Source organism: Pseudomonas sp. P135 (assembly GCF_020312125.1).
Taxonomy (GTDB): domain Bacteria; phylum Pseudomonadota; class Gammaproteobacteria; order Pseudomonadales; family Pseudomonadaceae; genus Aquipseudomonas; species Aquipseudomonas fragariae.
This window is the reverse complement of sequence record NZ_JAGPYR010000016.1, coordinates 62408-87800: the sequence shown is the minus strand read 5'-3', so window position 1 is coordinate 87800 and position 25393 is coordinate 62408. Positions and strand designations below refer to the sequence as shown.

Below are 25393 nucleotides of genomic sequence, written 5' to 3'. Positions count from 1 at the left end.
GGCGGACATTGACCTGACTGTCGGCAAGATTTGTTTTGAATAAACCTCAACCGTTTTCGACGCGCTATGATCCACACGAGCTCTCAGACGAGGAGCTGGTTGCGCGCGCCCACGTTGAGCTGTTCAATGTGACGCGGGCCTACGAAGAATTGATGCGCCGTTACCAGCGAACACTTTTTAACGTCTGTGCACGTTATCTGGGGAACGATCGCGACGCTGACGATGTCTGTCAGGAGGTGATGCTTAAAGTGTTGTATGGGTTGAAAAATTTTGAAGGTAAATCTAAATTTAAAACCTGGCTGTACAGCATCACCTACAATGAATGCATCACGCAGTACAGGAAGGAACGGCGTAAGCGTCGCTTGATGGACGCGCTGAGTCTGGATCCACTTGAGGAAGCGTCGGAAGAAAAGGCGCCCAAACCTGAAGAACGGGGCGGACTTGATCGCTGGCTTGTGTATGTGAACCCGATCGATCGGGAGATTCTGGTCCTGCGGTTTGTTGCAGAACTTGAATTCCAGGAAATCGCTGACATCATGCACATGGGCTTGAGCGCAACGAAAATGCGTTACAAGCGGGCTTTAGATAAATTACGAGAGAAATTTGCGGGAATCGCCGAAACTTAATACGGTGCAAATATCTCTAACAAACTGGCAAGGTCTGGTAGACTTGCCGCTGAGTTGTCCCCCTGTGTGGGACTGCTTAATAATCATCAGATGGGGATTTAACGGATGAAACTGAAAAACACCTTGGGCTTGGCCATTGGTACTATTGTTGCCGCAACTTCGTTCGGCGCGCTGGCTCAAGGCCAAGGCGCGGTCGAAATCGAAGGCTTCGCCAAGAAAGAGTACTACGACAGCGATCGTAACTTCAAAAACGACGGCAACCTGTTCGGCGGCTCCGTTGGCTACTTCCTGACTGACGATGTTGAGCTGCGTCTGGGCTACGACGAAGTCCACAACGTTCGTAGCGACAGCGGCAAGAACATCAAGGGCGCAGACACTGCTCTGGACGCTCTGTACCACTTCAACAACCCAGGCGACATGCTGCGTCCATACGTATCTGCCGGCTTCTCTGACCAGAGCATCGGTCAAGACGCTCGCCGTGGCCGTGACGGCTCCACCTTCGCCAACATCGGCGGCGGCGCCAAGCTGTACTTCACTGACAACTTCTATGCCCGTGCAGGCGTTGAAGCTCAGTACAACATCGACCAAGGCAACACCGAGTGGGCGCCTAGCGTCGGTATCGGTGTAAACTTCGGCGGCGGCAGCAAGAAAGTTGAAGCGGCTCCAGCTCCAGTAGCTGAAGTGTGCTCCGACAGCGACAACGACGGCGTGTGCGACAACGTCGACAAGTGCCCGGACACCCCAGCCAACGTTACCGTTGACGCTGATGGCTGCCCAGCAGTTGCCGAAGTGGTTCGTGTTGAGCTGGACGTGAAGTTCGATTTCGACAAATCCGTAGTCAAGCCTAGCAGCTACGGCGACATCAAGAACCTCGCTGACTTCATGCAGCAGTACCCACAGACCACCACCACTGTTGAAGGTCACACTGACTCCGTCGGTCCTGACGCTTACAACCAGAAACTGTCCGAGCGTCGTGCAAACGCCGTTAAACAGGTTCTGGTTAACCAGTACGGTGTTGGCGCTAGCCGCGTAAACTCGGTTGGTTACGGCGAAACCAAGCCAGTTGCTGACAACGCAACTGAAGCAGGTCGCGCAGTTAACCGTCGCGTAGAAGCAGAAGTAGAAGCTCAAGCTAAGTAATTAGCCGCTTGTACTGAAAAGCCCGGCTCAGGCCGGGCTTTTCTTTGCCTGCGATTTGGCAGGGTGCTTGCTCAGACGGGCCTGGTGTCAGCCGGCATTCAGCTGCGCGTGGTCCATCAGGCTTTGATTCAGCAGCTCATTGCTGTAAGCCGCAACCGCGCCGATCACCAGAATGGCGGGGCTCTTCAGCTGGAAAGCGGCTGCGTCCTGTTGCATGGCATTCAGGGTGCTACGGCATTCGCGCTGCCATGGCAGCGAAGCGTTCTCGATCATCGCCACCGGCATCTCGCCACTCATTCCGCCTGCCAGCAGGCTCTCGCGAATTTCCGCCAGTTTCGCCACGCCCATGTAAACCACCAGGGTGGTTCCGCCTTGCGCGAGCGCTTGCCAGTTGAGCGTGCTGTCATCCTGAGTGTGGGCGGTGACCAGTGTCACGCCACGGCTTATACCGCGCAGGGTCAGCGAAATGCCGCACTGTGTTGCACCGGCAAGACCCGCTGTAATGCCGTTGACCAGCTCCACGGCGACACCGCGCTCCTGTAGCCATTGAGCCTCTTCACCACCACGTCCGAAGATGCACGGATCGCCGCCTTTGAGGCGGACCACGCATTTGCCCTGACGTACGTAGCGCAGCATCAGGCGATGGATAAACGCTTGCGGCGTCGAGCGGCAACCGCCGCGCTTGCCGACCGCGATCACCCGCGCCCCCGGACAATGCTCCAGCACTGCGGGGTTGACCAGATCGTCGATCAGCACCACGTCGGCTTCATGCAAGGCGCGTACTGCCTTGAGGGTCAGCAATTCCGGGTCGCCGGGGCCCGCGCCTACCAGCCATACTTTTGCGCTCATGCCGCATTCCTCATTCTGTAACCGCCACGGTATGGATCAGTCTTCTTATTTCCGGCACGCAGGAGCCGCACTGGGTGCCGCAGCCCAACTGTGTCTTGAGTTGATTCAGGTCCAGCCCACGCTCGATAGCGCTCATGACTGCGTTCTGGCTGACATTCATGCAGTTGCACAAGGTCTTGTCGCGAGTCTGTGTCGAGTCTTTGCCCGGTTCGCTGCTCAACGGTGCCAACAGCCAGCGTCGCAACGAAGCCTCAACGCGCTCTTCCAGCCACAACGTCTGCAACCAATGCCGGGCAAGTGTTTCGCCGGCCAGGCGAATAGCGGTAATACGATCATCGTCAATCCGTACCCGCTTGCCGATCGAGCGTTTGGGGTCGTCATACGCCATGACCGGTCCCTCATCCAGGCCCAGTACACGATCAATCTGCTGCAGCAGCGCTGAATCGGGTGCTTCTGCGCTGGCGGCGCGTATCACCAGCGCCGGTCGCCCGCGTCCGGCAAGGCCCATGCTCAGGTAAGTGAAGGTGTCGCACAAGGCGCGCAGCGTTTCCATCCGTTGCTGCACGTTGCCCTCGACCAGCGCAAAGAACTGCCAGGGCAGGTGGGCTTTTTCGATCCTGACGCCGGCGTGCTTGAGTTCCGGTTGCTTCGAGACCGGGTCGAAGGCTGGCTGAGTGAGAACGTTGACACCCCCCTTGAGGAACCTGTCGCCCCAATGCATCGGCACAAAGGCCTGGCCGACTGCAACGCTGTCCTCACTGCCGACCGGCAACAGCAGTTCGCCGCGCCGGCTGATCAGTTTGACCAGATCGCCGGGTTGCAGGTCATGGCTGAGCATGTCCTGCGGATTGATGCTCAACACAGCTTCGCTGACATGCCCGAACAAGCGCGCAGCGGTGCCGGTGCGGCTCATGCCGTGCCATTGATCGCGCAGCCTGCCGGTGTTGAGCGTCAGCGGGTAGTCGGCATCGCGCAACTCCCTGGCGGCAATGTAAGGCTCAGACAGGAACTGCGCGCGGCCTGAATCGGTGGGGAAGATGCCATCTTTGTACAGGCGCGGCGTGCCGCTGCTGGCGCCACGCGGGAATGGCCATTGTTGCGGGCCCCGCTGGTCGATGAGCTCGCGGTCGATTCCGGACATGTCCAGATCGCGCCCGACCGTCAGGCCCTTGAACTCATCGAACAAGGCTTTGGGTGTCGCGAAATCGAACAGCGCGGGTGTGTAGGGTTGCAGGCGTTTTTGCAGGCGCTGGGCGAAATCCACCGTGATTGCCCAGTCGGAGCGCGCTTCGCCGGGCGCCTGGATGGCCTTGCGCACGTTGGAGATGCGCCGTTCGGAGTTGGTCACCGTGCCTTCTTTCTCGCCCCAGCTGGCAGCAGGCAGCAACAGATCGGCGTAACGCGCAGTTTCGGTGGTTTTGAACGCTTCCTGGAGTACCACGAACGGGCAGGTTTCCAGCGCTTGCCTGATGCGGTTCTGGTCGGGCAGTGACTGTGCCGGGTTGGTGCAGGCAATCCACAGGGCTTTGATTGTCCCGTTTTGCAATTGCTCGAACAGTTCGATGGCGGAAAGGCCGGGGCTGGCGGGCAGACTGTCGACGCCCCAGTAATCTGCAACCTCCTGACGATGCTGAGGATTTGCCGCGTCGCGATGGCCAGGCAACAGGTTGGACAGGCTGCCGGTTTCGCGTCCGCCCATGGCGTTGGGCTGGCCGGTGAGCGAGAAGGGACCTGCGCCAGGTTTGCCAATCTGGCCGGTCGCCAGATGCAGGTTGATCAGCGCGCTGTTTTTCGCGCTGCCGGCCGTAGACTGATTCAGCCCCATGCACCACAGCGACAGAAAAGCCGGCGCTTCGCCCACCCAGCGGGCGCAGGTGTGCAGCTGTTCCAGAGTAATGCCGCAGAGGGCGGCCACGTGCTCAGGCGGGTAATCACGGACCAGCGTAGCCAGTTCCTCGTAACCCTGCGTGTGCGCGGCAATGAACGCCGGGTCGATCAGCCGTTCGCTCATCAATATATGCAGGATGCCGTGAAACAGCGCGACGTCCGTGCCGGGCTGAATCGCCAGGTGCAGGTCGGCCAGCTCGCAGGTGTCGGTGCGCCGTGGGTCGATGACGATGAGTTTCATCTGCGGACGATGGTTTTTTGCTTCTTCCAGACGACGAAACAGAATCGGGTGCGCGTACGCCATGTTACTGCCGACGATCATCACGCAGTCGCTCAGTTCGATATCTTCGTAGCTGCAGGGCGGTGCATCGGCACCCAGGCTGCGCTTATAGCCAGCCACGGCGGAGGACATGCACAGCCGTGAGTTGCTGTCGATATTGTTGGTGCCGATCAGGGCGCGCGCCAGCTTGTTGAACGCGTAGTAGTCTTCGGTCAGCAACTGGCCGGAAATGTAGAAGGCAACGCTGTCCGGGCCGTGTTCGCGAATGGTCTGGGCAAACACATTGGCCGCGTGTTCCAGTGCGGTATCCCAATGGGTGACGCTGCGCGCCAGGCCTTTGCTCAGGCGCAGTTCCGGGTACAGCGCGCGGGCTTCGATGTCGCCGGTCAGGTGCAGGCTCGAGCCTTTGCTGCACAGCTTGCCGAAGTTGGCCGGGTGCTTCGGATCGCCGCTGACGCCGAGAACATGCTCGCCGTCATGTTCGATCAGTACGCCGCAGCCCACGCCGCAATAGCAGCAGGTCGATGCCGTGATCCGAGGGGTGTGAAGGGCAAGGCTGTTCATGCGCAGGCCGCCTGCGCAGCAGCGGGTTTGCCGAACATCAGATGATCGCGTATGGCGTCGATTCCCTGGCCATCACGGATCTGCTGCAAGTACCAGTTGCCGTCGGCGGTGTCGCCGTACAGGCAGGCGCCGACCAGTACGTCGTTCTTGATCACCAGCTTCTTGTAGACGCCGCCAATGGGATCGGAAAGGGTGATGCTTTCAGTGCCTTCACCGCCGAGGAAATCCCCGGCGGAAAACAGGTCGATGCCGGTGACTTTAAGCTTGGTCGAGGTGACCGAACCCGGATAACGCGCGAAGCCCAGTTGCGCAAGGTGATTGGCGCAGACCCGCGCCTGCTCGAACAGCGGCGCCACCAGCCCATAGGCAATGCCGCGGTGGCTGACGCATTCGCCAATCGCGTAGATGCGTGGGTCGTAGGTCTGCAAGGTGTCATTGACCAGAATGCCGCGGTTACAGGGCAGGCCGGCTTGCTCGGCCAATTCGGTATTGGGCCTTATGCCTGCGGCCATGACCACCAGATCGGCATCGATCCTGTCGCCGTTGTTGAATTGCACCGCGGTTACGCGGCCCTGATCATCGCCGAGCAGGGCGTTGGTCTGTTCGTCGAGGCGAAAGCTCAGGCCGCGCTTTTCCAGTGCCGCTTGCAGCATCCGTCCGCTGGTCTTGTCCAGTTGGCGCTCCAGCAGCGTCTGGCCATTATGAATAACCGTGACTTGCATGCCGCGCAGGCTCAAGCCGTTGGCCGCTTCCAGGCCGAGCAGGCCGCCGCCGATGACGACTGCGCGTTTGTGCGTGACGGCGGTGTCGATCATCTGCCGCGTGTGGCTGATGTCGCGATAGCCGATGACGCCGTTCAGCGTGTTGCCGGGGATCGGCAGTATGAACGGCCGCGAACCGGTGGCAATCAGCAGCCGATCATAATGGGCCTGGGTGCCGTCATCGGCGATCACCAGGCGTTTGATGCGATCGATCTTCACCACGCGGCGGTTGAGCAACAACTCGATTCCGTTGCGTTGGTACCAGTCGAGATCGTTGAGCACGATGTCTTCGAAATTCTGTTCACCAGCCAGCACCGGCGACAGCAGGATGCGATTGTAATTGGGGTGTGGCTCGGCGCCGAAGACCGTGATGTGGTAAAGGTCTTCGCTCAGTTTCAGCAACTCTTCGAGTGTGCGCACGCCGGCCATGCCGTTGCCGATCATCACCAGTTTGAGTTTGGTCATCTTGCCTCCGAGTCACTGCAGCGCGTGCTCGACACGTTTCGCGCAAACAAAAAAAGGCGTCCCGTCAGTGGCCTGACGAGGACGCCTTTGTCCGGTCCCGTTCTCTCGGGAGACGCAGCCTTCATCGTTGAGGGCTGCGTGTTATGAATTATCTGCAAGAGACCATGCAGTGCTTGTGCCAACTCGCATCTGCCGGCCTGCGCGGTGTGCAGTCGATAACCCAGGCCTTTTCTGCACTGCGCTGAGGCGCGTTGCACAGAAGCGGGGCGCAAGGGCTCAGTGGCGGCCCAGCAACCCGATCACCAGCACCAGATTGAACAGCAGGGAGAGCAGCGCCAGTGTTCGCCAGACTTTCAGTGGTTCGCGTTCCAGCAGCGGACGCGGTTTTGTCACCAACGGACGATGCTCGGCTTGCTCCAGTTCCAGCAACCACTGTTCAGCGGTTTCGTAGCGCTGGTTCGGGTCGGCGTGCAGTGCCTTGTCCAGGCTTTGGCTCAGCCACTGCGGCAGATCCGGCCGATAACGGCTGGCAGGTATCGGTGCGCCGAAGCGACGGTGCTGAAAGGCTTCGATCTCGCCGTAAGGGTATTGCCCTGTCAGCAGGTAATACAAAGTGACGCCTGCCGCGTAGAGGTCCTGCTGCGGATGCGGTTCGGCACCGTTGAAGGCCTCCGGTGCTATATAGCTCGGTGTGCCGGGCAGGTCTTCGGTGTTGACCGCCGAAAGGCCCGGGCAGAACGCCAGGCCAAAATCCAGCAGGCGCAACTCGCCGTCGTCGGCCAGCAGCAGGTTTTCCGGTTTGATATCGCGATGGATGATGTTGCGTCGATGCAGCAGGCCCGTGGCCCGTAGCAGCCGGGTGGCGAGGTCCTGCCACTGGGCCAGCGGCAACGGCCCGTTGTCAGTGAAGCGCTCGGCCAGTGTGTGCCCGGGATACTCGCGCATCACGTAATACAGATGCTGGCGGTCTGTCAGCGGGTGTATCTCGGGAAAGAAGCGCCCGGCGACCCGGCGCAGAAACCACTCCTCCAGCAGCAGCCCCTGACCGGCGCCAGTTTCGTCATGGCGACTGGCCGGCAGGGTTTTCAACAGCCAGGGTTGCTCATGGATATCGGTGACCCGATATACGATGGACTGGCGCGATTGCGCCACGACGTTGCCGACTTTCCAGCCCTCGAATGCCTGATCGGCCTTGAGCGCGGGTGGCAGCGGCCATTGTTGCAACTGCAGCAACGCGTCCCCCAGATCATCCTCGCCGAGCGTGTCGACCTGAATCAGCAGGGCGCTGGCATTGTCCTGACTGCCGGCCAGGTGCGCCGCGCTGACCAGGGTTTTCACCGCCGCGTCGAGGTCGTGCTGTTCGCCCAGAATCGAGCGAATGCTCGCATCGCCCAGCGTCGCCCAGATGCCGTCGCTGACCAGCAGCAGGCGCTCGCCTTCACACAGTTCGCCGTCCAGGTAATCCATGACCACGTACTGATCCAGGCCCAGGGCACGCTTGAGCACATGCTGCATGTCGGCCTGTTCCCAGACGTGATCTTCACTGATGCGTTTGAGCGTCCCGGTTTGCCAGCGATAAACCCGGCAGTCGCCGACATGGGCGAGGGTGAAGCGCCGACCGCGCAGTACCAGAGCGCTGAGGGTGGTCAACAGGCCGTTGGCCAGCAGCCAGCGATTCTGCGCCAGCAGCAGGCGATCAAGGGACTGCGCCACGCCCCAGGTTTCCGGCGTGGCGTAATAGTCGAGGGCCAGCGCCTGCAGCGTGGACTGCGCCGCCAGTGCGCCGTCGGCACACTGGCTGACGCCGTCGGCAAGGGCGAACAGATAGCCTTTGCTGGCCGCCAGCGCCGGGACTGGCGTGACCAGGCGCACGGCGTCCTGATTCTCCGCTCGCGGTCCGCTGGCGCTGAATTGCGCGAACTGCAATTGCAGGGTCATCGGCGCTTCAGACCCGAGCCGCCGTGACTGCGGCCGAACCCCAAGTGGTTCTCCAGCGACGCTTGACGTTCAGCAGGCCGAACCAGGCCAGTACCGCCAGGCCGGCGAACAGCCACAGGCCCAGCTGGTAGTCGCCGGTGTTCTGTTTGATGGTGCCCAGGCCGGCGGCCAGCAGGAAACCACCGATGCCACCCGCCATGCCGATCAGGCCGGTCATGACCCCGATTTCCTTGCGGAAGCGCTGCGGTACCAGCTGGAATACCGCGCCGTTGCCGGCCCCCAGGCCCAGCATGGCGGCCACGAACAGCGCCAGTGCTGCCCACGAACTTGGCAGGTTGAAGCCCACGGCGGCGATGCCGATGGCGGCAACCGCATACATCACGGTCAGCGTGCGAATCCCGCCGAAACGGTCGGCCAGCGCGCCACCCAGCGGACGCATCAGGCTGCCGCCGAACACGCAGGCAGCGGTGTAGTAACCGGCAGTGATCGGGCTCAAACCGTATTGGTCGTTGAAATAGCCAGGCAGGGCGCTGGCCAGGCCAATGAAACCACCGAACGTCACGCTGTAGAAAAACATGAACCACCAGCTGTCACGATCACCCAGCGCCTTGAGGTAGTCCGCCATGGATTTGGGTTTGCTGCGTTGCGGGGCGTTGCGTGCCATCAGGGTGAAGGCGATCAGGGTCAGGACCAGCGGAATCAGCGCCAGGCCGAAGACGTTGCTCCAACCGAAACTGGCGGCCAGCACCGGCGCGATCAGCGCGGCCAGTACAGTGCCGGAATTGCCCGCACCGGCGATGCCCATGGCCTTGCCCTGATGCTGCGCTGGATACCATTGCGACGCCAGGGGCAGCGCGACGGCGAACGAAGCACCGGCCATACCGAGGAACACACCCAGCACCAGCACCTGGCCGTAGGTGTGAATGCCCAGTTGCCAGGCAGCCAGCAGCGCGCCGATGACGATCACCTGGCCGATGATCCCGGCGGTCTTGGGCGACAGCTGGTCGGCCAGCAGGCCCATGAAGAAGCGCAGCACCGCACCCGCCAGAATCGGTGTGGCGACCATCAGGCCACGTTGCTGAGTGGTCAGCTGCAGGTCAGTGGCAATCTGCACCGCCAGCGGACCAAGCAGGTACCAGACCATGAAACTCAGGTCGAAATAGAGAAAGGCCGCGAACAGGGTCGGTTTGTGGCCTGCCTTCCAGAAGCTTGTATCCATGTGCACACCTCATCATCTGCTAGTTAGTCAGTCGGGCCATGACCACGACACGGGTTATTCAGACGCTGTGGTGGAGTGTTCCGAATGACGGCGACTCCACCGGCCCCTGCGCCGGGGCCAAAACGCAAAAAACGTCGCCTCTCTGTCCACTGGCGTGGAAAGGGATGAGCGACGTCTTTGTCGTAAAAGGTGATAGCCGCCGTTGGCTACCGGTGCGATTGCTTTAGCAATAGACGGGCCAAGGGCCGTGCAAGCGCGCCGGCCGCACGTTGCAGGCAGGTTGTAGGGTCTTCAGCGGTTGGGTGGTGAGTTGATGTATGACCTTGAACCGGGCGTCGGCCAGCAGACGCGCTGCAAAAAAGGGCATGGCGGCGAAAAGCCAGATAAACATTTGCGCAGTCCGTATCAAGCAACAGGCACGGGCATGTTAATAAAATCAGGATTGGTTCATTAACATTGGAGTTATTTAATATTATTTAATGTGCCATCAGTTTTAGGCGTAAGTACTGTCATTGTGATGCTGTTTCAATGCGTCTCTATGACGGCCTTAATATATATGAATTAATACGCGGCCCGTCGCGGTTGTACGATAACAGCGCCTTAAATATTTAATTTACTTTGTGGAGTATCTCTGAGAGCATCGCTTCTGTCGCAACGTGTGACGCTTGATCAACAGAAAGTGTTTTCACTTTTCAATCCGGTAATCTGTAGTTGCAGTTTGCCAGTCAATTTCGATAAATGCTTACTGTGTAAGAAGTTATCGGCTACTCGCTCTTTTCTCGGTTTCCGGTTGTCCCCGACACCTGAATGCCCGACACACTCTGCACCTCGGCATTGCACCCGTGCCTGCCGTGTTGTCTTCCTATACGCGCTGCTTGTACAGGCGCCTGCAAAGGACATCATCATCATGAGTAACATCAATTACGCCCCTACCGTCTGGTCCCGTGCCGATGCGTTGAAGGTCAATGAAAATGACCCGACCACCACGCAGCCGCTGGTAAAACCGGACTTTCCGGTCATGAGTGATAAGGTCTTCATCTGGGACACCATGCCGTTGCGCGAGCTTGACGGCACGGTGGTCTCAGTCAACGGCTGGTCGGTCATCGTCACGCTGACAGCTGATCGCCACCCCGACGACCCGCAGTATCTCGGCGCCAACGGCCGCTACGACATCAAGCGCGACTGGGAAGATCGTCACGGGCGGGCGCGCATGTGCTACTGGTATTCGCGTACCGGCAAGAACTGGATCTTCGGTGGCCGGGTCATGGCCGAAGGCGTGTCGCCCACCACCCGCGAGTGGGCGGGCACACCGGTACTGTTGAATGACAAGGGTGATATCGATCTGTACTACACCTGCGTGACACCGGGGGCGACGATTGCCAAAGTACGCGGCCGTATTGTGACGTCCGATCAGGGCGTGGAGTTGAAAGACTTTACCCAAGTCAAAAAACTGTTCGAGGCCGATGGCACTTATTATCAAACCGAAGCGCAGAACTCGACGTGGAACTTCCGCGACCCGAGTCCGTTTATTGATCCCAATGATGGCAAGTTGTATATGATCTTTGAAGGTAATGTTGCCGGCGAACGCGGTACGCATACCGTTGGTGCTGCAGAACTTGGCCCGGTGCCACCAGGCCATGAAGAAGTTGGGGGTGCGCGTTTTCAAGTGGGCTGTATCGGTCTGGCGGTTGCGAAAGATCTCAGCGGTGAAGAATGGGAAATATTACCGCCACTGGTGACTGCGGTGGGTGTCAATGATCAGACCGAACGTCCGCATTATGTCTTTCAGGACGGCAAGTATTATTTGTTCACCATTAGTCACAAGTTTACGTATGCCGACGGTGTGACCGGGCCGGATGGCGTTTACGGTTTTGTGGGCGAGCATTTGTTCGGGCCTTACCGGCCGATGAATGCATCCGGACTGGTGCTGGGCAATCCGCCTGCACAGCCTTTCCAGACGTACTCCCACTGCGTGATGCCCAACGGCCTGGTGACTTCGTTCATCGACAGCGTGCCCACCAGCGGCGATGACTACCGTATCGGCGGCACCGAGGCGCCGACGGTCAGAATCCTGTTGAAAGGCGACCGCTCGTTCGTGCAGGAAGAGTATGACTACGGCTACGTGCCGGCGATGAAGGATGTGCAACTGAGCTGACAGGCTGCGCCCCTGTAACCTGTGAAGAACGCCTGTACGGACAGGCGTTCTTCCTGGCTTCAGCCCAGCAGTTCGCTCATCGCGATAATCTGCTCGGCCACCTGAATCAGCTTCTGCTGACGACTCATTGCCTGACGTCGCATCAGCGTGTAAGCGTCTTCTTCGTTGCAATCCTTCATTTTCATCAGCAGCCCCTTGGCCAGTTCGATGCGCTTGCGCTCGGCCAGTTGCTGATCGCGTGCATGCAGTTGCGCGCGCAGCGCCTGATCGCTTTCAAAGCGCGCCATCGCCACATCCAGAATCGGTTGCAGCCGTTGCGCCTGGATACCCTCGACGATATAAGCGCTGACTCCGGACTTGATCGCCTGGCGCATCACGCCCGGATCGTGCTCGTCGGTGAACATCACGATGGGCCGTGGCTGGTCGCGGCTGACCAGCACCACTTGCTCCATCACGTCGCGACCAGGTGATTCAGTGTCGATGAGGATGACGTCCGGGCGCACGGCTTCAACGCGCGCGGGCAGGTCGATGATCAGTCCGGATTCGTCGATCACGTCGAAACCGGCCTCTATCAAGGCTGACCTGAGGCGGCCGACCTTTTTGGCGGTGTCATTGATAAGCAGGATACGCAGCATGGTTACGTTCTCCGTCAACGACTGGCCACAGCGGGCACGTCGTCGGCCAGCGAGTGGAGCTTGAAGCTACGCGCGTAGCCCGCCGGATCGCTGCCGTCCCAGACCCTGCCATCGATCAGCTGGCTGCTGCGCAAGGTTGCGGCGGGTACGTCGATACCCAGCGCACTGGCTGCCTGACGGTACAGGTCGAGTTGCTGAACGCGGCTGGCCACCGCCAGGTAATCCGGGTCTTCGCGCAACAGGCCCCAGCGTCGGAACTGGGTCATGAACCACATGCCGTCGGACAGCCAGGGGTAGTTGACCTGTCCCTGGGCATGGAAGCTGACCGCGTGAGGGTCTTGCCAGTGATTGCCGAGACCGTCGCTGTACTGGCCGAGCAAACGCGGCTCGATGCAGTCCACTGAGGTGTCCAGGTAATCGGCACCGCTTAGGAGTTGTGCGGTGCTGCGCCGGTTATGATCGTTTTCCTCGATGAAGCGGCTCGCTTCCAGTACGGCCATGATCAGCGCTCTGGCGGTGTTGGGGTTCTGCTCGACAAACTCTCGGGTACAGCCGAGCACCTTGCCCGGGTGATCCGGCCAGATCGACTGGCTGGTCGCCATGGTGAAGCCCAGTTGCTGCTGTACGGCGCTGGCGCCCCAGGGTTCGCCGACGCAGAAACCGTCGATGCGCCCGGCCTGCAGGTGTTGCGCCATTTGCGTGGGCGGCACCACGACACTGTTCACATCATCGAGCGGATGAATGCCCTGACTGGCCAGCCAGTAGTAGAGCCACATGGCATGGTTGCCGGTGGGAAAGGTCTGCGCGAAGGTCAGCTTTGAGCCGCTTTGGTGCGCGTGCTTGTCCAGTGCTTCAGGAGTGATCACGCCGGCCTGCTGCAACTCGCGGGACAGGTTGATGCACTGCCCGTTCTGGTTGAGTCCCATGAGGATGGCCATGTCGGTCGCCGGGCCACCGCTGATGCCCAGTTCCACCGCGTAGATCAGGCCGTACAGGCTGTGTGCCGCCTGCAGCTGCCCGCTGACCAGTCTGTCGCGCAGCCCGGCCCAGGAGGTCTGACGCTCGAGGTTCAGGCTCAGGCCGTAAGGCTGGGCGAAACCCTGCGTGGCCGCGACCACCAGCGGGGCACAGTCGGTCAATGCCATGAAGCCCACGTCCAGGCTGTTCATTTCCGGGGCGTCGCTACCGGCCACCCAGTCCAGCGCATTACCGGTTCGTTCGTTCATCGCGCGTGCTTCATCAAAGGTCCGTCCAGAAAAAAGGCGTCGTCCGACCCGATGCCGAGTCGCTCTTCGTTATATACAAGTCTGTTTTTGATTCTGGCCGGAGGCGGTAGGAGCGAACTTGTTCGCGAAAGGGCCGGTACAATCGCTGAAAATCTATCGTCTGAAACACGGTCTTCGCGAACAAGTTCGCTCCTACGCCCTTCTGGCAGAAGCGTGAAAAACCCTGTAATTCGGGCTTTCCAGGGCTGTATATAACGCTGAGTGCCAGTGCAAGGGGCTGAAGCGACGCCGTTGTCCATGCACCGCTCCGCCGTTGGAGTGAGTGCCGATAGTGGTTTCAAGCAAGGCATATGCCATCGCCGGGGGAGGGCGAGCAACAAGTTTGTCGCGCGCCTCGCCTGACAGGCCCGCACACGTCTATAATCGCCACCCTGAATTCAGCTGCTCACGAGCCCATCCCGCCATGTATAACCTGGCCCGCCAGTTACTGTTCAAACTTTCCCCGGAAACCTCTCATGACCTGTCGCTGGACCTGATCGGTGCAGGCGGACGGCTGGGCCTCAACGGCCTGCTGAGCAAGTCCCCGGCGAAGTTGCCGGTCAGTGTGATGGGCCTTGAGTTTCCCAACCCCGTGGGGCTGGCAGCCGGCCTGGACAAGAATGGTGCGGCCATCGATGGCTTCGCGCAACTGGGCTTCGGTTTCGTCGAGATCGGCACGGTGACGCCACGTGCGCAGCCGGGCAATCCCAAGCCGCGTATTTTCCGCCTGCCCAACGCCGAGGCGATCATCAATCGCATGGGCTTCAACAATCTGGGTGTCGACAACCTGGTGTCCCGTGTCGAAGCGGCAAAGTATCGCGGCGTTCTGGGCATCAATATCGGCAAGAACTTCGACACGCCGGTCGAGCGCGCGGTCGACGATTACCTGATCTGTCTGGACAAGGTCTATGCCCATGCCAGCTACGTCACGGTCAACGTCAGTTCGCCCAACACGCCGGGGCTGCGCAGCCTGCAGTTCGGCGATTCGCTCAAGCAACTGCTCCAGGCCCTGAGCCTGCGCCAGCAGGAACTGACGCAACGGCATGGCAGGCGTGTGCCGCTGGCGATCAAGATTGCCCCGGACATGACCGACGAAGAGACCGTGCTGGTGGCCGCAGCCCTGATCGAGTCCGGTATGGACGCAGTCATTGCTACCAACACCACGCTGAGCCGCCAAGGCGTCGAAGGCCTTCCGCATGCTGATCAGGCGGGCGGTTTATCGGGCGCGCCGGTTCGGGAAAAAAGCACGCACATCGTCAAGGTTCTGGCCGGTGAGCTCGCGGGTCGTCTGCCGATCATCGCCGCCGGGGGGATCACCGAAGGCCGGCATGCCGCCGAGAAGATCGCTGCGGGTGCCAGTCTGGTGCAGATCTATTCGGGGTTCATCTACAAGGGCCCTGCGCTGATTCGCGAGTCGGTGGATGCCATTGCGGCAATGCCTCGCGCTGCACGCTGAGCCCGGGGTAAAAAAAGGGGCTCTGCAAGAGAGCCCCTGGGCGTTGGCCCGCCGCCCGGGTCGGGCGTGCATGGTGCAGGTGTGAATCAGTCAGTCATGTATGGCCCGACAGAGGCCTGAAAGTCTTTGATGTGAATCGCCTCATCCGACCGCGTGAAGTTCGTTGAGTCTGTGGATGCCCGCAGTGCCGGTCATACCGTCCCAGTTGTCGCCGCGTCCTTCGCGCCAGCCATTGATCCATGCCTGGCGTACTGACGGTAGAGTAAAAGGGCAAAGCTCACGGGATTTACCATGAACGCCGTATTGATAACCGCGTAAAAATGCTCTTTCCAACGGATCACGCTTAAGTCTTCTCATAGGGTAATGCCCTCGTCTGTTGACTGTAATATCCCTGAGACCCCGTGATGAGGTCGGGCAGAATCTTCTGCCGTTGGGGCCCGCTGCCGGCGTCGCGGGCCTTGATGCCATCACCATTGCAGCGATGACCTGAGACGATTTCTAACCAAAGCGCAGGGCGGTGTGAATGATCGTTTTGTCATAAGCACGTCACATTCAGGTCTGTCGAGCAATAAGCGCAGACCTGTTTCAACCCTGATTTTTTCTGCAGCCCCGTGAACATGGGGTGTTGCGAGCCCATTGAGATCGCTTATCAGGCTCATATACTGGCTCAATGCCTTGGCTGCTTAAGCGACGAAGGGTCATAAAGAGGCTGCAAAAATGTGACTTTTCAAAACACGACTTTTGATTGCGTGCTTTTATTGCCGACGTTGCCCTGCCTGATATCTGTTCTAATACGCGCCAAAACTGCCGCAATGACATGACAGGATCATGCGGTGGACCGGCACACATCACGTGCCACGCAGGCGTTCTCCATGAAAGACGCCTGTTCAAATCTGGCAGGGCAATGCGTTGCCCGCCGCAGACGGCTCAGGCCCTGGAATACACATGTCGGATCTCTACGAACTTTTCCTCACTTGCCCCAAAGGCCTTGAAGGCCTGCTTGCCGAGGAAGCCACTGCGCTGGGTCTGCAAGAGACCCGTGAACACACCTCAGCCATTCGCGGCTCGGCGGACATGGAGACCGCTTACCGGCTGTGTCTCTGGTCGCGCCTGGCCAACCGCGTGTTGCTGGTGCTCAAGCGCTTCCCGATGAAGGATGCCGAAGACCTGTACCACGGCGTACTGGATGTCGAGTGGCAGGATCATCTCGAATCCGACGGCACCATTGCGGTGGAATTCAGTGGTCATGGTTCGGGCATAGACAACACCCATTTCGGTGCACTGAAGGTCAAGGATGCGATCGTCGACAAGCTGCGCACCCCGGATGGCGAGCGTCCGTCGGTCGACAAGATCAACCCCGATCTGCGCGTGCACCTGCGTCTGGATCGCGGCGAGGCCATTCTGTCCCTCGACCTTTCCGGGCACAGCCTGCACCAGCGCGGTTACCGTCTGCAGCAGGGCGCTGCGCCGCTGAAGGAAAACCTCGCCGCCGCCATCCTGATCCGCGCTGGCTGGCCGCGTATTGCTGCCGAGGGCGGCGCGCTGGCTGACCCGATGTGCGGTGTCGGTACCTTCCTGGTCGAGGCCGGGATGATCGCCGCCGACATCGCGCCGAACATCAAGCGTGAACGCTGGGGCTTCTCGGCCTGGCTGGGCCATGTCCCGGCGCTGTGGCGCAAGCTGCACGACGAAGCGCTGGCCCGCGCCGAGGCCGGGTTGGCCAAAACACCTTCGTGGATTCGCGGTTACGAAGCCGATCCACGGCTGATCCAGCCGGGACGCAACAACATCGAACGTGCCGGCCTGAGCGACTGGATCAAGGTCTATCAGGGCGAAGTCGCGACCTTCGAGCCGCGTCCCGATCAGAATCAGAAAGGCCTGGTGATCTGCAACCCTCCGTACGGCGAGCGTCTGGGAGATGAAGCCAGTCTGCTGTATCTCTACCAGAACCTTGGCGAGCGCCTGCGTCAGGCGTGCCTTAACTGGGAAGCTGCGGTGTTCACCGGCGCGCCGGACCTGGGCAAGCGCATGGGCATTCGCAGCCACAAACAGTATTCGTTCTGGAACGGCGCCTTGCCGTGCAAGCTGCTGCTGATCAAGGTCACGCCTGATCAGTTCGTGACCGGCGAGCGACGCACCCCCGAGCAGCGTCAGATCGAACGCGAAAATCCTGTCGAGGTTGAAGTCGTCGAGCGCAAACTCAACAAGAACGGCAACCCGATCAAGCCGGAACCGGTGGTGGTCGAACAGGCGCGCCTGAGCGAAGGCGGGCAGATGTTTGCCAATCGCCTGCAAAAGAACCTCAAGCTGATGGGCAAGTGGGTGCGTCGCGAAGGGATCGATTGCTACCGCGTGTATGACGCCGACATGCCTGAATACTCGCTGGCGATCGATCTGTATCACGACTGGGTGCATGTCCAGGAATACGCAGCACCCAAGTCCATTGATCCGGAAAAGGCGTCAGCGCGGCTGTTCGATGCGCTGGCGGCCATTCCGCAAGCACTGAACATCGACAAGAACCGCGTGGTGATCAAGCGTCGCGAGCGTCAGAGCGGCACCAAACAGTACGAGCGCCAGAGTGCTCAGGGCCAGTTTCTGGAAGTCAGCGAAGGCGGCGTCAAGCTGCTGGTCAATCTGACCGACTACCTGGACACCGGGCTGTTTCTCGATCACCGGCCGATGCGCATGCGTATTCAGCGCGAGGCGTCCGGCAAGCGCTTCCTGAACCTGTTTGCCTATACGGCGACGGCCAGTGTGCATGCTGCCAAGGGCGGTGCGCGCAGCACCACCAGCGTCGACCTGTCGCGGACCTATCTGGACTGGGCGCGTCGCAACCTGTCGCTGAACGGTTTCTCCGACAAGAATCGTCTGGAGCAGGGCGACGTGATGGCCTGGCTGCAGGCCAACCGCGACGAGTACGACCTGATCTTCATTGACCCGCCGACGTTCTCCAACTCCAAGCGCATGGAAGGCATTTTTGATGTCCAGCGTGATCAGGTCGAGCTGATCGATCTGGCCATGGCGCGTCTGGCGCCGGGGGGCGTGTTGTACTTCTCCAACAACTTCCGCAAGTTTGTGCTCGATGAAAACCTGAGTCAGCGTTATGCGGTCGAGGACATTACCGCGCACACCATCGACCAGGACTTTGCCCGTAACGGCAAGATCCACCGCGCCTGGAAAATCATGGCGCGTAGCTGATCCGGTGCGCGATGAACCGATCGGTAACGGTCCGGTCATCGCGCCTCGCGACACTTCCTGCACTCGTTTGCATGCCCGTGTGCTCAAACGCGTTTGAGCCCTGGGCAAATGCCCGATTTGTGGTTGCGTATAAACGGCATATTAATCAATAAGTTGATGTGAAAAGCCTGAGCGTATGGACTTTGATGAAAATTATTTCACAAAGGCTGAAGCTTTTGCATTGCACGGAGTTGCGCGGTGTTATACTCGTGATATCAGATGGCTATACACTTTTAGTTGTTAGTATTTAGATCGTAATCCTACGGTTATGCAATTGCTGTCTTATTGCATCTCTTGTCTGTTTTCGTTTCCTCGGATTGTGCACTTTTATTCCCGATATGATTTCCTCGGGAAAGCGGTATATCGAATTTCAATTGTCGACCTCTTGAGTGACGTCCCTGTTCAATCGGGCGACTGAAGGTATCGACTGTGTTCCGAGATTGTCCACGCCGTACCCACCTCCGAAGGTAACAAGATGAGAAACGTCAAGGTCGCTGTTCGTGCCGGGATGAGCTTTATGCTGATCACCTGCCTGCTCATCGCGCTGGGAGGGATCGCGCTATGGAAAATGGGCGAGTTACGGGCCAGCATGGAATCGCTGGAAAAGGACGCGATGGCCAGCATCATACAGGCTAACAAAATAAGCAGCGCCACGCTGCGTTTGCGACTGGATGCCCGGCGATTGATTGCACAGACTGACCCGCAGGCTCAGACAATTACCGTGACTCGATTGAAAGCTGCGCGAGAAGACATGCTCAAACAATCTGCTGCATATGCGCCGCTGGCAAGCGCTGCCGATGAGGCAAGTCTCTATCAAACCGTCACTGCGTCCGCCCAGAAGTTTGCGTCACTTCTGCATACGGTGCTCGAATTGATTCAGAAAGGTGCCAACGCTGATGCGGTGACGTTTACCGACACCAATATAGTGCCCGTCACCGGTGAGTTGCAGACCGCCATCGATGCGTTGGTGCAGATGAATATTGATCAGGCCGATCAACTGAGTGTGCGTGCAGAAGCCGCCTATGAAAGTGGTTTTATGTTCACAGTGGTTATTATTATAGTGTCATTGATTATTACCATATTTCTCGCGATTCTGTTGACGCGCAGTATTGTCACGCCTTTGAAATCATTGTTGTCGGTCAATGAGCGTATTGCCAGCGGTGATCTTCGTGGTGATATTCCGGTCACCGGTGACGATGAGTTTTCCGAACTGCAACGCGCGACACTGGCCATGCAGAAGAACCTGCGACAAACCATTGGCCTGATCGGCAACTCGTCACAGCAACTGGCTTCCGCTGCCGAAGAAATGAACTCCATCACCGTGCAGTCCAGCACCGGGTTGGGGCGTCAGAATCAGGAGATCGAGCAGGCCGCCACGGCGGTCAACGAAATGACCGCAGCGGTCGATGAGGTCGCACGCAACGCAGCAGCTGCGTCTGACGCAGCGAAAGAATCCAACGCCTCCACCGTGCGCGGGGCTGAGCGAGTGGCCAGTACCGTCACCGCGATCGAAAAACTGAGCGCCACGGTGCTTGCCACCAGTGCTGACGTGCAGCGTCTGGCCGGACAATCCAACGACATCAGCAAAGTCCTCGCGGTGATTCGTACCATCGCCGAGCAAACCAACCTGCTTGCTCTCAACGCCGCTATTGAAGCCGCTCGTGCCGGCGAGCAGGGGCGCGGTTTTGCGGTGGTGGCGGATGAGGTCCGGGCACTGGCGCATCGCACCCAGCAGTCCACCCAGGAAATCGAGCAAATGATCGGCGCCGTTCTAGAGGGCTCCGAACAAGCCACCCGGTCGATGCAGGAAAGTTGCATGGGCGCGCAGGATACTCTGGGGGTTGCACATGAGGCCGGTGCAGCGCTTGACGATATTGCCCGGCGTATCGAAGAAATCAATGACATGAACACGCTGATCGCCACAGCTTCCGAAGAGCAGGCGCAGGTGGCTCGTTCCATCGACCACAATCTGATCAGTATTCGCGACCTGTCCGTGCAGAGTACCGAGGGCGCCAATCAGACTTCCCTTGCCAGTGGCGAACTGTCGAGACTGGCCATTGAAATGAATGGCGTCGTTACACGATTCAAGATGTAACTTGATTGGCTGTCCGCAAGGCGAGGCCATGTCTTCAAGCTTGCGGACAGACCAACGGATCGTCCTGAAACAGGCATAAGCCTATGAAAATTATTGGCGAATAGCTATAACAGAAGTCATAGCCAGCCTGACGCTTCCGTATGTTGGCGTCATGAGTTTGTGTGTATGACAGTGAAACGGTTCAAGCTCAGAGTTCTGAGTTTCATCAATGGCCAGCTTTCAGCGTGGCTTATCGCTGTCGTGGCATTGCTGGTCGGTGTGGCACTTACGATCATGCTGGCGCTGGCCGACAACGAGTTGTATCAGCGCCAGTTGCGTCAGCGTTTCGATACTGTTGCCGCGGAGCGCTTCAGTCGCCTGCAGGAGCGTCTGGACCGGCAGACTACCCGGCTCGACACCCTCGCTCGCTTCTTTATCTACTCCCATCAGGTTGAACTGTCCGAATTCAACGGCTTTGTCGCGCCGTTACTGATTGGTACCCAGGCGTATGCCTGGAACCCTAGAGTGTCGCAGGCCGAACGGACGGCTTTTGAAAGACAGTTGCGTGAGGAAGGCTCAGCCGCGTATGCCATAAGCGAAATGGATGAAAACGGCGCCTTGAAAGCCGCCGCCGTGCGAAATGAGTATTTCCCGGTTCGATTCATCCAGACGCTCAGTGACATTCCGACGCCAGCAGGGTTCGATATCGCCTCGGAGCCGGTACGCCGTGCCGCGCTGGAGCGTGCGCGGTTGCTGAAACGAACCGTCGCAACGCCTCGTATCCGCCTGCTTTCCCTGGAGCCGTCGGACACGTATGGCATTCTGCTGGTCGCGCCGGTGTTCTCGACTGGCCAGCCGGTTCCACAGTTGCGGGGCTATGTCACCGCCGTGATCAGCCTGACGCAATTGATGAATGTGCGCACGGCAGAGCAGGACAATCTTGCCGTGACCATGCTCGACCTCAGTTCGCCGGAAAAGCCCGAGCAGGTTTATCAGTCGCCGCTCCCTGCGATACACAATCAGTTGTATGCCAGCAGCCTGCTGAACCTGGGTGACAGGGATTATCTGGTCGAGGTTCGCCCTACGCAGATTTTCAGCCTGAACAACCAGATCATGATGCCCGGCCGGGTGTTGTGGCTTGGAGGGCTTTTGAGCCTGATGCTCAGCGCCTTGCTCTACAGTCTGATCAGCCAGCGTCAGCGCGCCTTGCAACGGGTGGCGCAGCGCACCCGCGAGCTGCGCCAGCGCGAGCACCAATTGAGGGCCGCGCATGGGCAGTTGCGCAGTGTGCTGGACGCGGCGACCGAAGTGGCGATCATCGCCACCGATCTGGACGGGCTGATCAAGACGTTCAACGTCGGAGCACAGAAAATGCTCGGCTATGCGCAAGAGGATGTGCTGGGCAGGTTCCGGCTGATGGACTTTTATCAGTCTGCCGATCTGGAGGCCCGCGCGAGCCGCATGAGCAAGAGCCGCGGGCAACCCATCAGCGCCTCGCAGCTGATGTTTCTCGATGCTGTGCAGGATGGTAATCACCCTTCGCAGGAGTGGACCCTGCAGCGCAGCGATGGCAGCACGCTGGTGGTGAACATGCTGGTCACTGCGGTGCGTGACGATCAGGGGCTGTGGACCGGGTATCTGGCGGTATGCATCGACGTCACCGAGCACAAGCGCGTCAACCAGGCCCTTGCCGAGCAGGGACAGTTGTTGAAAAAGCTCGGCTCGCAAGTGCCTGGCGGCATTTACCAGTACCACCTGGCCGTCGATGGCAGCGCATGTTTCAGGTACGCCAGCGCCGGCATGTGCGAGCTGTTCGAGGTGGACGAAGAGCAGTTGCTGGGCGATTCCGAAACTATCCTGCAACGCATACAGCCGCTGGACCTGGCACGGGTCAGAAGCTCCATTCTGATCAGCGCCACACACCTGACACCGTGGAGCCAGGAGTACCGCGTCAATCTGCCACGCAAGGGGCAGCGCTGGTTACGCTCGGCCTCAACGCCTGAGCGCCTGAGCGATGGCAGCGTGCTGTGGCATGGCTTTGTGTCCGATATCACCGACCTCAAACGCGTCGAGCAGGAGTTGCGTGCGCTGTCGGTCACCGACGTGCTGACCGGCGCCTATAATCGTCGCTACTTTCAGGACCGGATGCAGGCCGAGCTGAAAAGAATCGACCGGCACGGCGGTAACCTGTCGATCATCATGCTCGATATCGATCACTTCAAGCGGATCAATGACCGCTTCGGGCATGCCGCAGGCGATCAGGTGCTCAAGGCCATCTCGGAAAAGATCAGCCAGCGGCTGCGCAGCGACGATGTGTTCTGCCGTCTGGGTGGCGAAGAGTTTATGGTGATCTGTCCGGGAACACGGGGTGCCCAGGCCTATCAACTGGCACTGAGCCTGCGCGAGGAACTGCGCAATCAGGCTATCGAAGGCGTCGACCAAGTGGTCACAGGCAGCTTCGGGATCGCCAGCTGGCGAGAGGGTGAGGGGATCGACGAGATGTTGCTGCGCGCCGACTCGGGCGTCTACGCCGCCAAACAGGCCGGTCGCGACCGGGTCGAGCCCGAGCAGGGTTGATGCAGACAGGCCCGCTGCGATAGCGGGTCTGCCAATGGCCGGTATCGGTTGGTTATTGCTGGATCGAGACCGTGGTGTTGGTCAGCTTGGGCTGCCGGTACAGATCGACCAGTACTTCGTCGAGTATCGAGGATGCGCCGAACGGACGCGGGTCGTTGAGGATCGCCACGACGGCCCAGGTGTTGCCGTTGCTGTCGCGGCTGAAGCCGGCAATCGCGCGTACGGTATTCAGGGTGCCGGTCTTGATATGCGCTTCGCCCAGCAGCGGGGTGCGCTTGAGTCGCTTGCGCATGGTGCCGTCGAGACCGGCCAGCGGCATCGAGCTCATGAATTCCGCAGCATAGGGGCTGCGCCAGGCCGCTTGCAGGATCACCGCCATCTCGCGCGCACTGACACGCTCGGCCCGCGACAGCCCGGAGCCATTCTCCATGACCAAATGCGGCGCAGTGATGCCTTTCTTCGCCAGCCATTGACGGATGACACGCTGGGCGGCCTTGCCGTCGTCACCGTCAGCTTCGTTGCGGAACTCTTCGCCCAGGCTCAGGAACAGTTGCTGAGCCATGGTGTTGTTGCTGAATTTGTTGATGTCACGAATGACTTCCACCAGGTCCGGAGAAAAGGCCTTGGCCAACAGCTTGGCATTGCCGGGCAGCACGCCAACGCGATCTTTGCCTTGAATGGTACCGCCCAGTTCCTGCCAGATGGCTCGCACTGCGCCGGCCGCATAGGTAGGGTGGTCCAGCAGTGACAGGTAGGTCTGTGAGTTGCAGCCATTGCCCAGCTGGCCGGTGACCGTCACGTTGACGCTGCCATCCGCCTGGGTGACCGGGTTGTAGCGCACATCCCCGGTGCATTGTTTCGAGGCGCTTGCCTTGACCTGATTATCAATGCGAATGCTGGCAATCGGCGGCTCGACCGAGACTAGAATCCTGCCGTCATCATTGCGGGTCACGAAGCGTAGCGCCTTGAGGTTGACCATCAGCGCGTCGGGCTTGACCAGAAACGGCTTGTTGTCGTCATTGCCGTCATCGTTGAACACCGGCAATTGCGGTTGCACAAAATGACTGCGGTCCAGAACCAGATCGCCGGTCACCTGCTGTACACCATTGGCGCGCAGGTCACGCATCAGCAGCCAGAGCTTTTCCATATTCAGCTTGGGATCGCCGCCGCCCTTGAGGTACAGGTTGCCGCGCAGCACGCCGTTGCTCAGGGTGCCGTCGGTGAAGAATTCGGTTTTCCACTGGTGGGTCGGGCCGAGCATTTCAAGGGCCGCGTAGGTGGTAATCAGCTTCATGGTAGACGCCGGATTGACCGATACGTCGGCGTTGAACACGGTCGGTGTACCTGGGCCGTTGAGCGGCAGCATCACCAGCGAGAGTGCGTCATCGCCGAGTTTGCTGGCTTTCAGGGCCTGTTGAACCTTGGGGGGCAGCGTGGTGTTGATGACGGCAGCGTAGGAGGGTAGGGCCAGGGGCAAAAGGAGTGACGCGAGCAACAATGGACGTAGCGACTTGATCATTGACTAAAACCCTACTGCAAAGAGGGAAACGAAAAAGAGGGCATGGATGAATTCCCTCGGTAACTATTGCAAATGTAGATTCGATTTCGATAACTATAGTAGTGAATGCGCGGCGGGCTTTTTTTGTAACACAGAATGCCACGCATGATACGAGCCGCATTATGCCCCAAGCGGGGCAGGCTTGTGACCGGGGGGCAAGCCGGTAAATGCTATTTTTTATTGATTCGGTATCCATGGCCGTCGCAAGGCCGGATATCCACTCCACGCCGCAATTGTCGGGCTTTTAAATCGCCAAGCTGGTAAAGTGCCGCCCGATATTTACTGATGAGGATTGTCCCATGGCCACTAACCGCTCCCGCCGTCTGCGCAAAAAACTGTGTGTGGACGAGTTCCAGGAATTGGGTTTTGAACTGAACCTGGACTTCAAGCAAGAGCTGGACGACAAGGCAATCGATGCTTTCCTTGACGCTTTCCTGAAAGAAGCAATGGAAGCCAACGGTCTTGGCTATGTGGGCGGCGACGACTTCGGTCTGGTTTGCCTGAGCAAGCGTGGCTCGGTCAGCGAAGAGCAGCGTGCTGCTGTCGAAGCCTGGCTCAAGGGCCGCAGCGAACTGACAGAAGTCACTGTCAGCCCGCTGATCGACGTCTGGTACCCGGAAAAGGAAATCAATCCGGCCGCCTGATGTAACGGGAAGCAGGCCAGCGCCTGCTTCCCTTGCCTGTTCCCGCACGTCCCCTCGTACACC

17 protein-coding genes and 1 pseudogene are annotated in these 25393 nt (G+C 59.4%); 8 read left to right on the top strand and 10 right to left on the bottom strand.

What is annotated here, in order from left to right; genetic code table 11:
• The first annotated feature begins 35 nt into the window (after positions 1-35).
• Both sigX and KBY08_RS20815 read left to right on the top strand, forming a co-directional pair.
• Positions 36-626 carry an RNA polymerase sigma factor SigX gene (sigX, locus tag KBY08_RS20820; RefSeq protein WP_003406744.1) on the top strand — a complete coding sequence of 197 codons (591 nt, stop codon included), beginning with the start codon at positions 36-38 and terminating at the stop codon, positions 624-626.
• A gap of 105 nt (positions 627-731) precedes the next feature.
• Positions 732-1766, top strand: a complete 1035-nt coding sequence (locus KBY08_RS20815) for an OmpA family protein (protein ID WP_003406743.1) — start codon at positions 732-734, stop codon at positions 1764-1766.
• Between the two features lie 87 nt (positions 1767-1853).
• Here KBY08_RS20815 and cobA read toward each other — a convergent pair whose 3' ends face one another.
• The 6 genes and pseudogenes from cobA to KBY08_RS20785 all read right to left on the bottom strand — a co-directional run bounded on the left by cobA (position 1854) and on the right by KBY08_RS20785 (position 10120).
• A complete protein-coding gene (cobA, locus tag KBY08_RS20810) occupies positions 1854-2615 on the bottom strand; it encodes a uroporphyrinogen-III C-methyltransferase (protein ID WP_024660426.1) in 762 nt (253 codons plus the stop codon).
• A 10-nt stretch (positions 2616-2625) separates the two neighbouring features.
• Complete coding sequence (locus KBY08_RS20805; protein ID WP_111522708.1) at positions 2626-5346, bottom strand: nitrate reductase; 2721 nt, start codon at positions 5344-5346, stop codon at positions 2626-2628.
• Between the two features lie 19 nt (positions 5347-5365).
• Positions 5366-6572: pseudogene (locus tag KBY08_RS20800) on the bottom strand (NAD(P)/FAD-dependent oxidoreductase); the annotation flags it as partial.
• 276 nt (positions 6573-6848) lie between these two features.
• Positions 6849-8510 carry a bifunctional protein-serine/threonine kinase/phosphatase gene (locus KBY08_RS20795; RefSeq protein WP_104683978.1) on the bottom strand — a complete coding sequence of 554 codons (1662 nt, stop codon included), beginning with the start codon at positions 8508-8510 and terminating at the stop codon, positions 6849-6851.
• Positions 8511-8517: 7 nt separating this feature from the next.
• Positions 8518-9729, bottom strand: coding sequence for a nitrate/nitrite transporter (locus KBY08_RS20790; protein WP_011267436.1), 1212 nt, complete (start codon positions 9727-9729; stop codon positions 8518-8520).
• A 223-nt stretch (positions 9730-9952) separates the two neighbouring features.
• On the bottom strand, positions 9953-10120 hold the full coding sequence (locus KBY08_RS20785) for a hypothetical protein (protein ID WP_003406736.1): 168 nt from the start codon (positions 10118-10120) through the stop codon (positions 9953-9955).
• Between the two features lie 516 nt (positions 10121-10636).
• Here KBY08_RS20785 and KBY08_RS20780 point away from each other — a divergent pair.
• Positions 10637-11884, top strand: a complete 1248-nt coding sequence (locus KBY08_RS20780; RefSeq protein ID WP_111522707.1) for a glycoside hydrolase family 68 protein — start codon at positions 10637-10639, stop codon at positions 11882-11884.
• A 59-nt stretch (positions 11885-11943) separates the two neighbouring features.
• On the opposite strand, the gene KBY08_RS20775 is transcribed toward KBY08_RS20780, so the two are convergent.
• Together KBY08_RS20775 and KBY08_RS20770 are read right to left on the bottom strand one after the other, a co-directional pair.
• Positions 11944-12519, bottom strand: coding sequence for an ANTAR domain-containing response regulator (locus tag KBY08_RS20775; RefSeq protein WP_003406734.1), 576 nt, complete (start codon positions 12517-12519; stop codon positions 11944-11946).
• Between the two features lie 14 nt (positions 12520-12533).
• The gene (locus KBY08_RS20770) at positions 12534-13745 is read right to left on the bottom strand and encodes a CmpA/NrtA family ABC transporter substrate-binding protein (RefSeq protein ID WP_024659950.1); all 1212 of its coding nucleotides are present in this window, start codon (positions 13743-13745) and stop codon (positions 12534-12536) included.
• Positions 13746-14208: 463 nt separating this feature from the next.
• Here KBY08_RS20770 and KBY08_RS20765 point away from each other — a divergent pair, with 463 nt between their 5' ends.
• Positions 14209-15240, top strand: a complete 1032-nt coding sequence (locus tag KBY08_RS20765) for a quinone-dependent dihydroorotate dehydrogenase (RefSeq protein ID WP_003406732.1) — start codon at positions 14209-14211, stop codon at positions 15238-15240.
• 141 nt (positions 15241-15381) lie between these two features.
• On the opposite strand, the gene rmf is transcribed toward KBY08_RS20765, so the two are convergent.
• Positions 15382-15597, bottom strand: a complete 216-nt coding sequence (rmf, locus tag KBY08_RS20760) for a ribosome modulation factor (protein ID WP_002553055.1) — start codon at positions 15595-15597, stop codon at positions 15382-15384.
• 588 nt (positions 15598-16185) lie between these two features.
• Here rmf and rlmKL point away from each other — a divergent pair.
• The 3 genes from rlmKL to KBY08_RS20745 all read left to right on the top strand — a co-directional run bounded on the left by rlmKL (position 16186) and on the right by KBY08_RS20745 (position 23128).
• Entirely contained in the window at positions 16186-18438 is a 2253-nt protein-coding gene (rlmKL, locus tag KBY08_RS20755) for a bifunctional 23S rRNA (guanine(2069)-N(7))-methyltransferase RlmK/23S rRNA (guanine(2445)-N(2))-methyltransferase RlmL (protein WP_024659949.1), read from the top strand.
• 514 nt (positions 18439-18952) lie between these two features.
• The gene (locus tag KBY08_RS20750) at positions 18953-20572 is read left to right on the top strand and encodes a methyl-accepting chemotaxis protein (RefSeq protein WP_111522706.1); all 1620 of its coding nucleotides are present in this window, start codon (positions 18953-18955) and stop codon (positions 20570-20572) included.
• Between the two features lie 165 nt (positions 20573-20737).
• Entirely contained in the window at positions 20738-23128 is a 2391-nt protein-coding gene (locus KBY08_RS20745) for a diguanylate cyclase (protein ID WP_111522705.1), read from the top strand.
• 52 nt (positions 23129-23180) lie between these two features.
• Here the strand turns inward: KBY08_RS20745 and dacB are convergent, their stop codons facing one another.
• Positions 23181-24647, bottom strand: a complete 1467-nt coding sequence (dacB, locus tag KBY08_RS20740; RefSeq protein ID WP_004408519.1) for a D-alanyl-D-alanine carboxypeptidase/D-alanyl-D-alanine-endopeptidase — start codon at positions 24645-24647, stop codon at positions 23181-23183.
• Between the two features lie 338 nt (positions 24648-24985).
• Here dacB and KBY08_RS20735 point away from each other — a divergent pair, with 338 nt between their 5' ends.
• Positions 24986-25330: a YggL family protein gene (locus KBY08_RS20735; protein WP_003346101.1), complete on the top strand. Its 345-nt coding sequence runs from the start codon at positions 24986-24988 to the stop codon at positions 25328-25330.
• Positions 25331-25393: the final 63 nt, after the last annotated feature.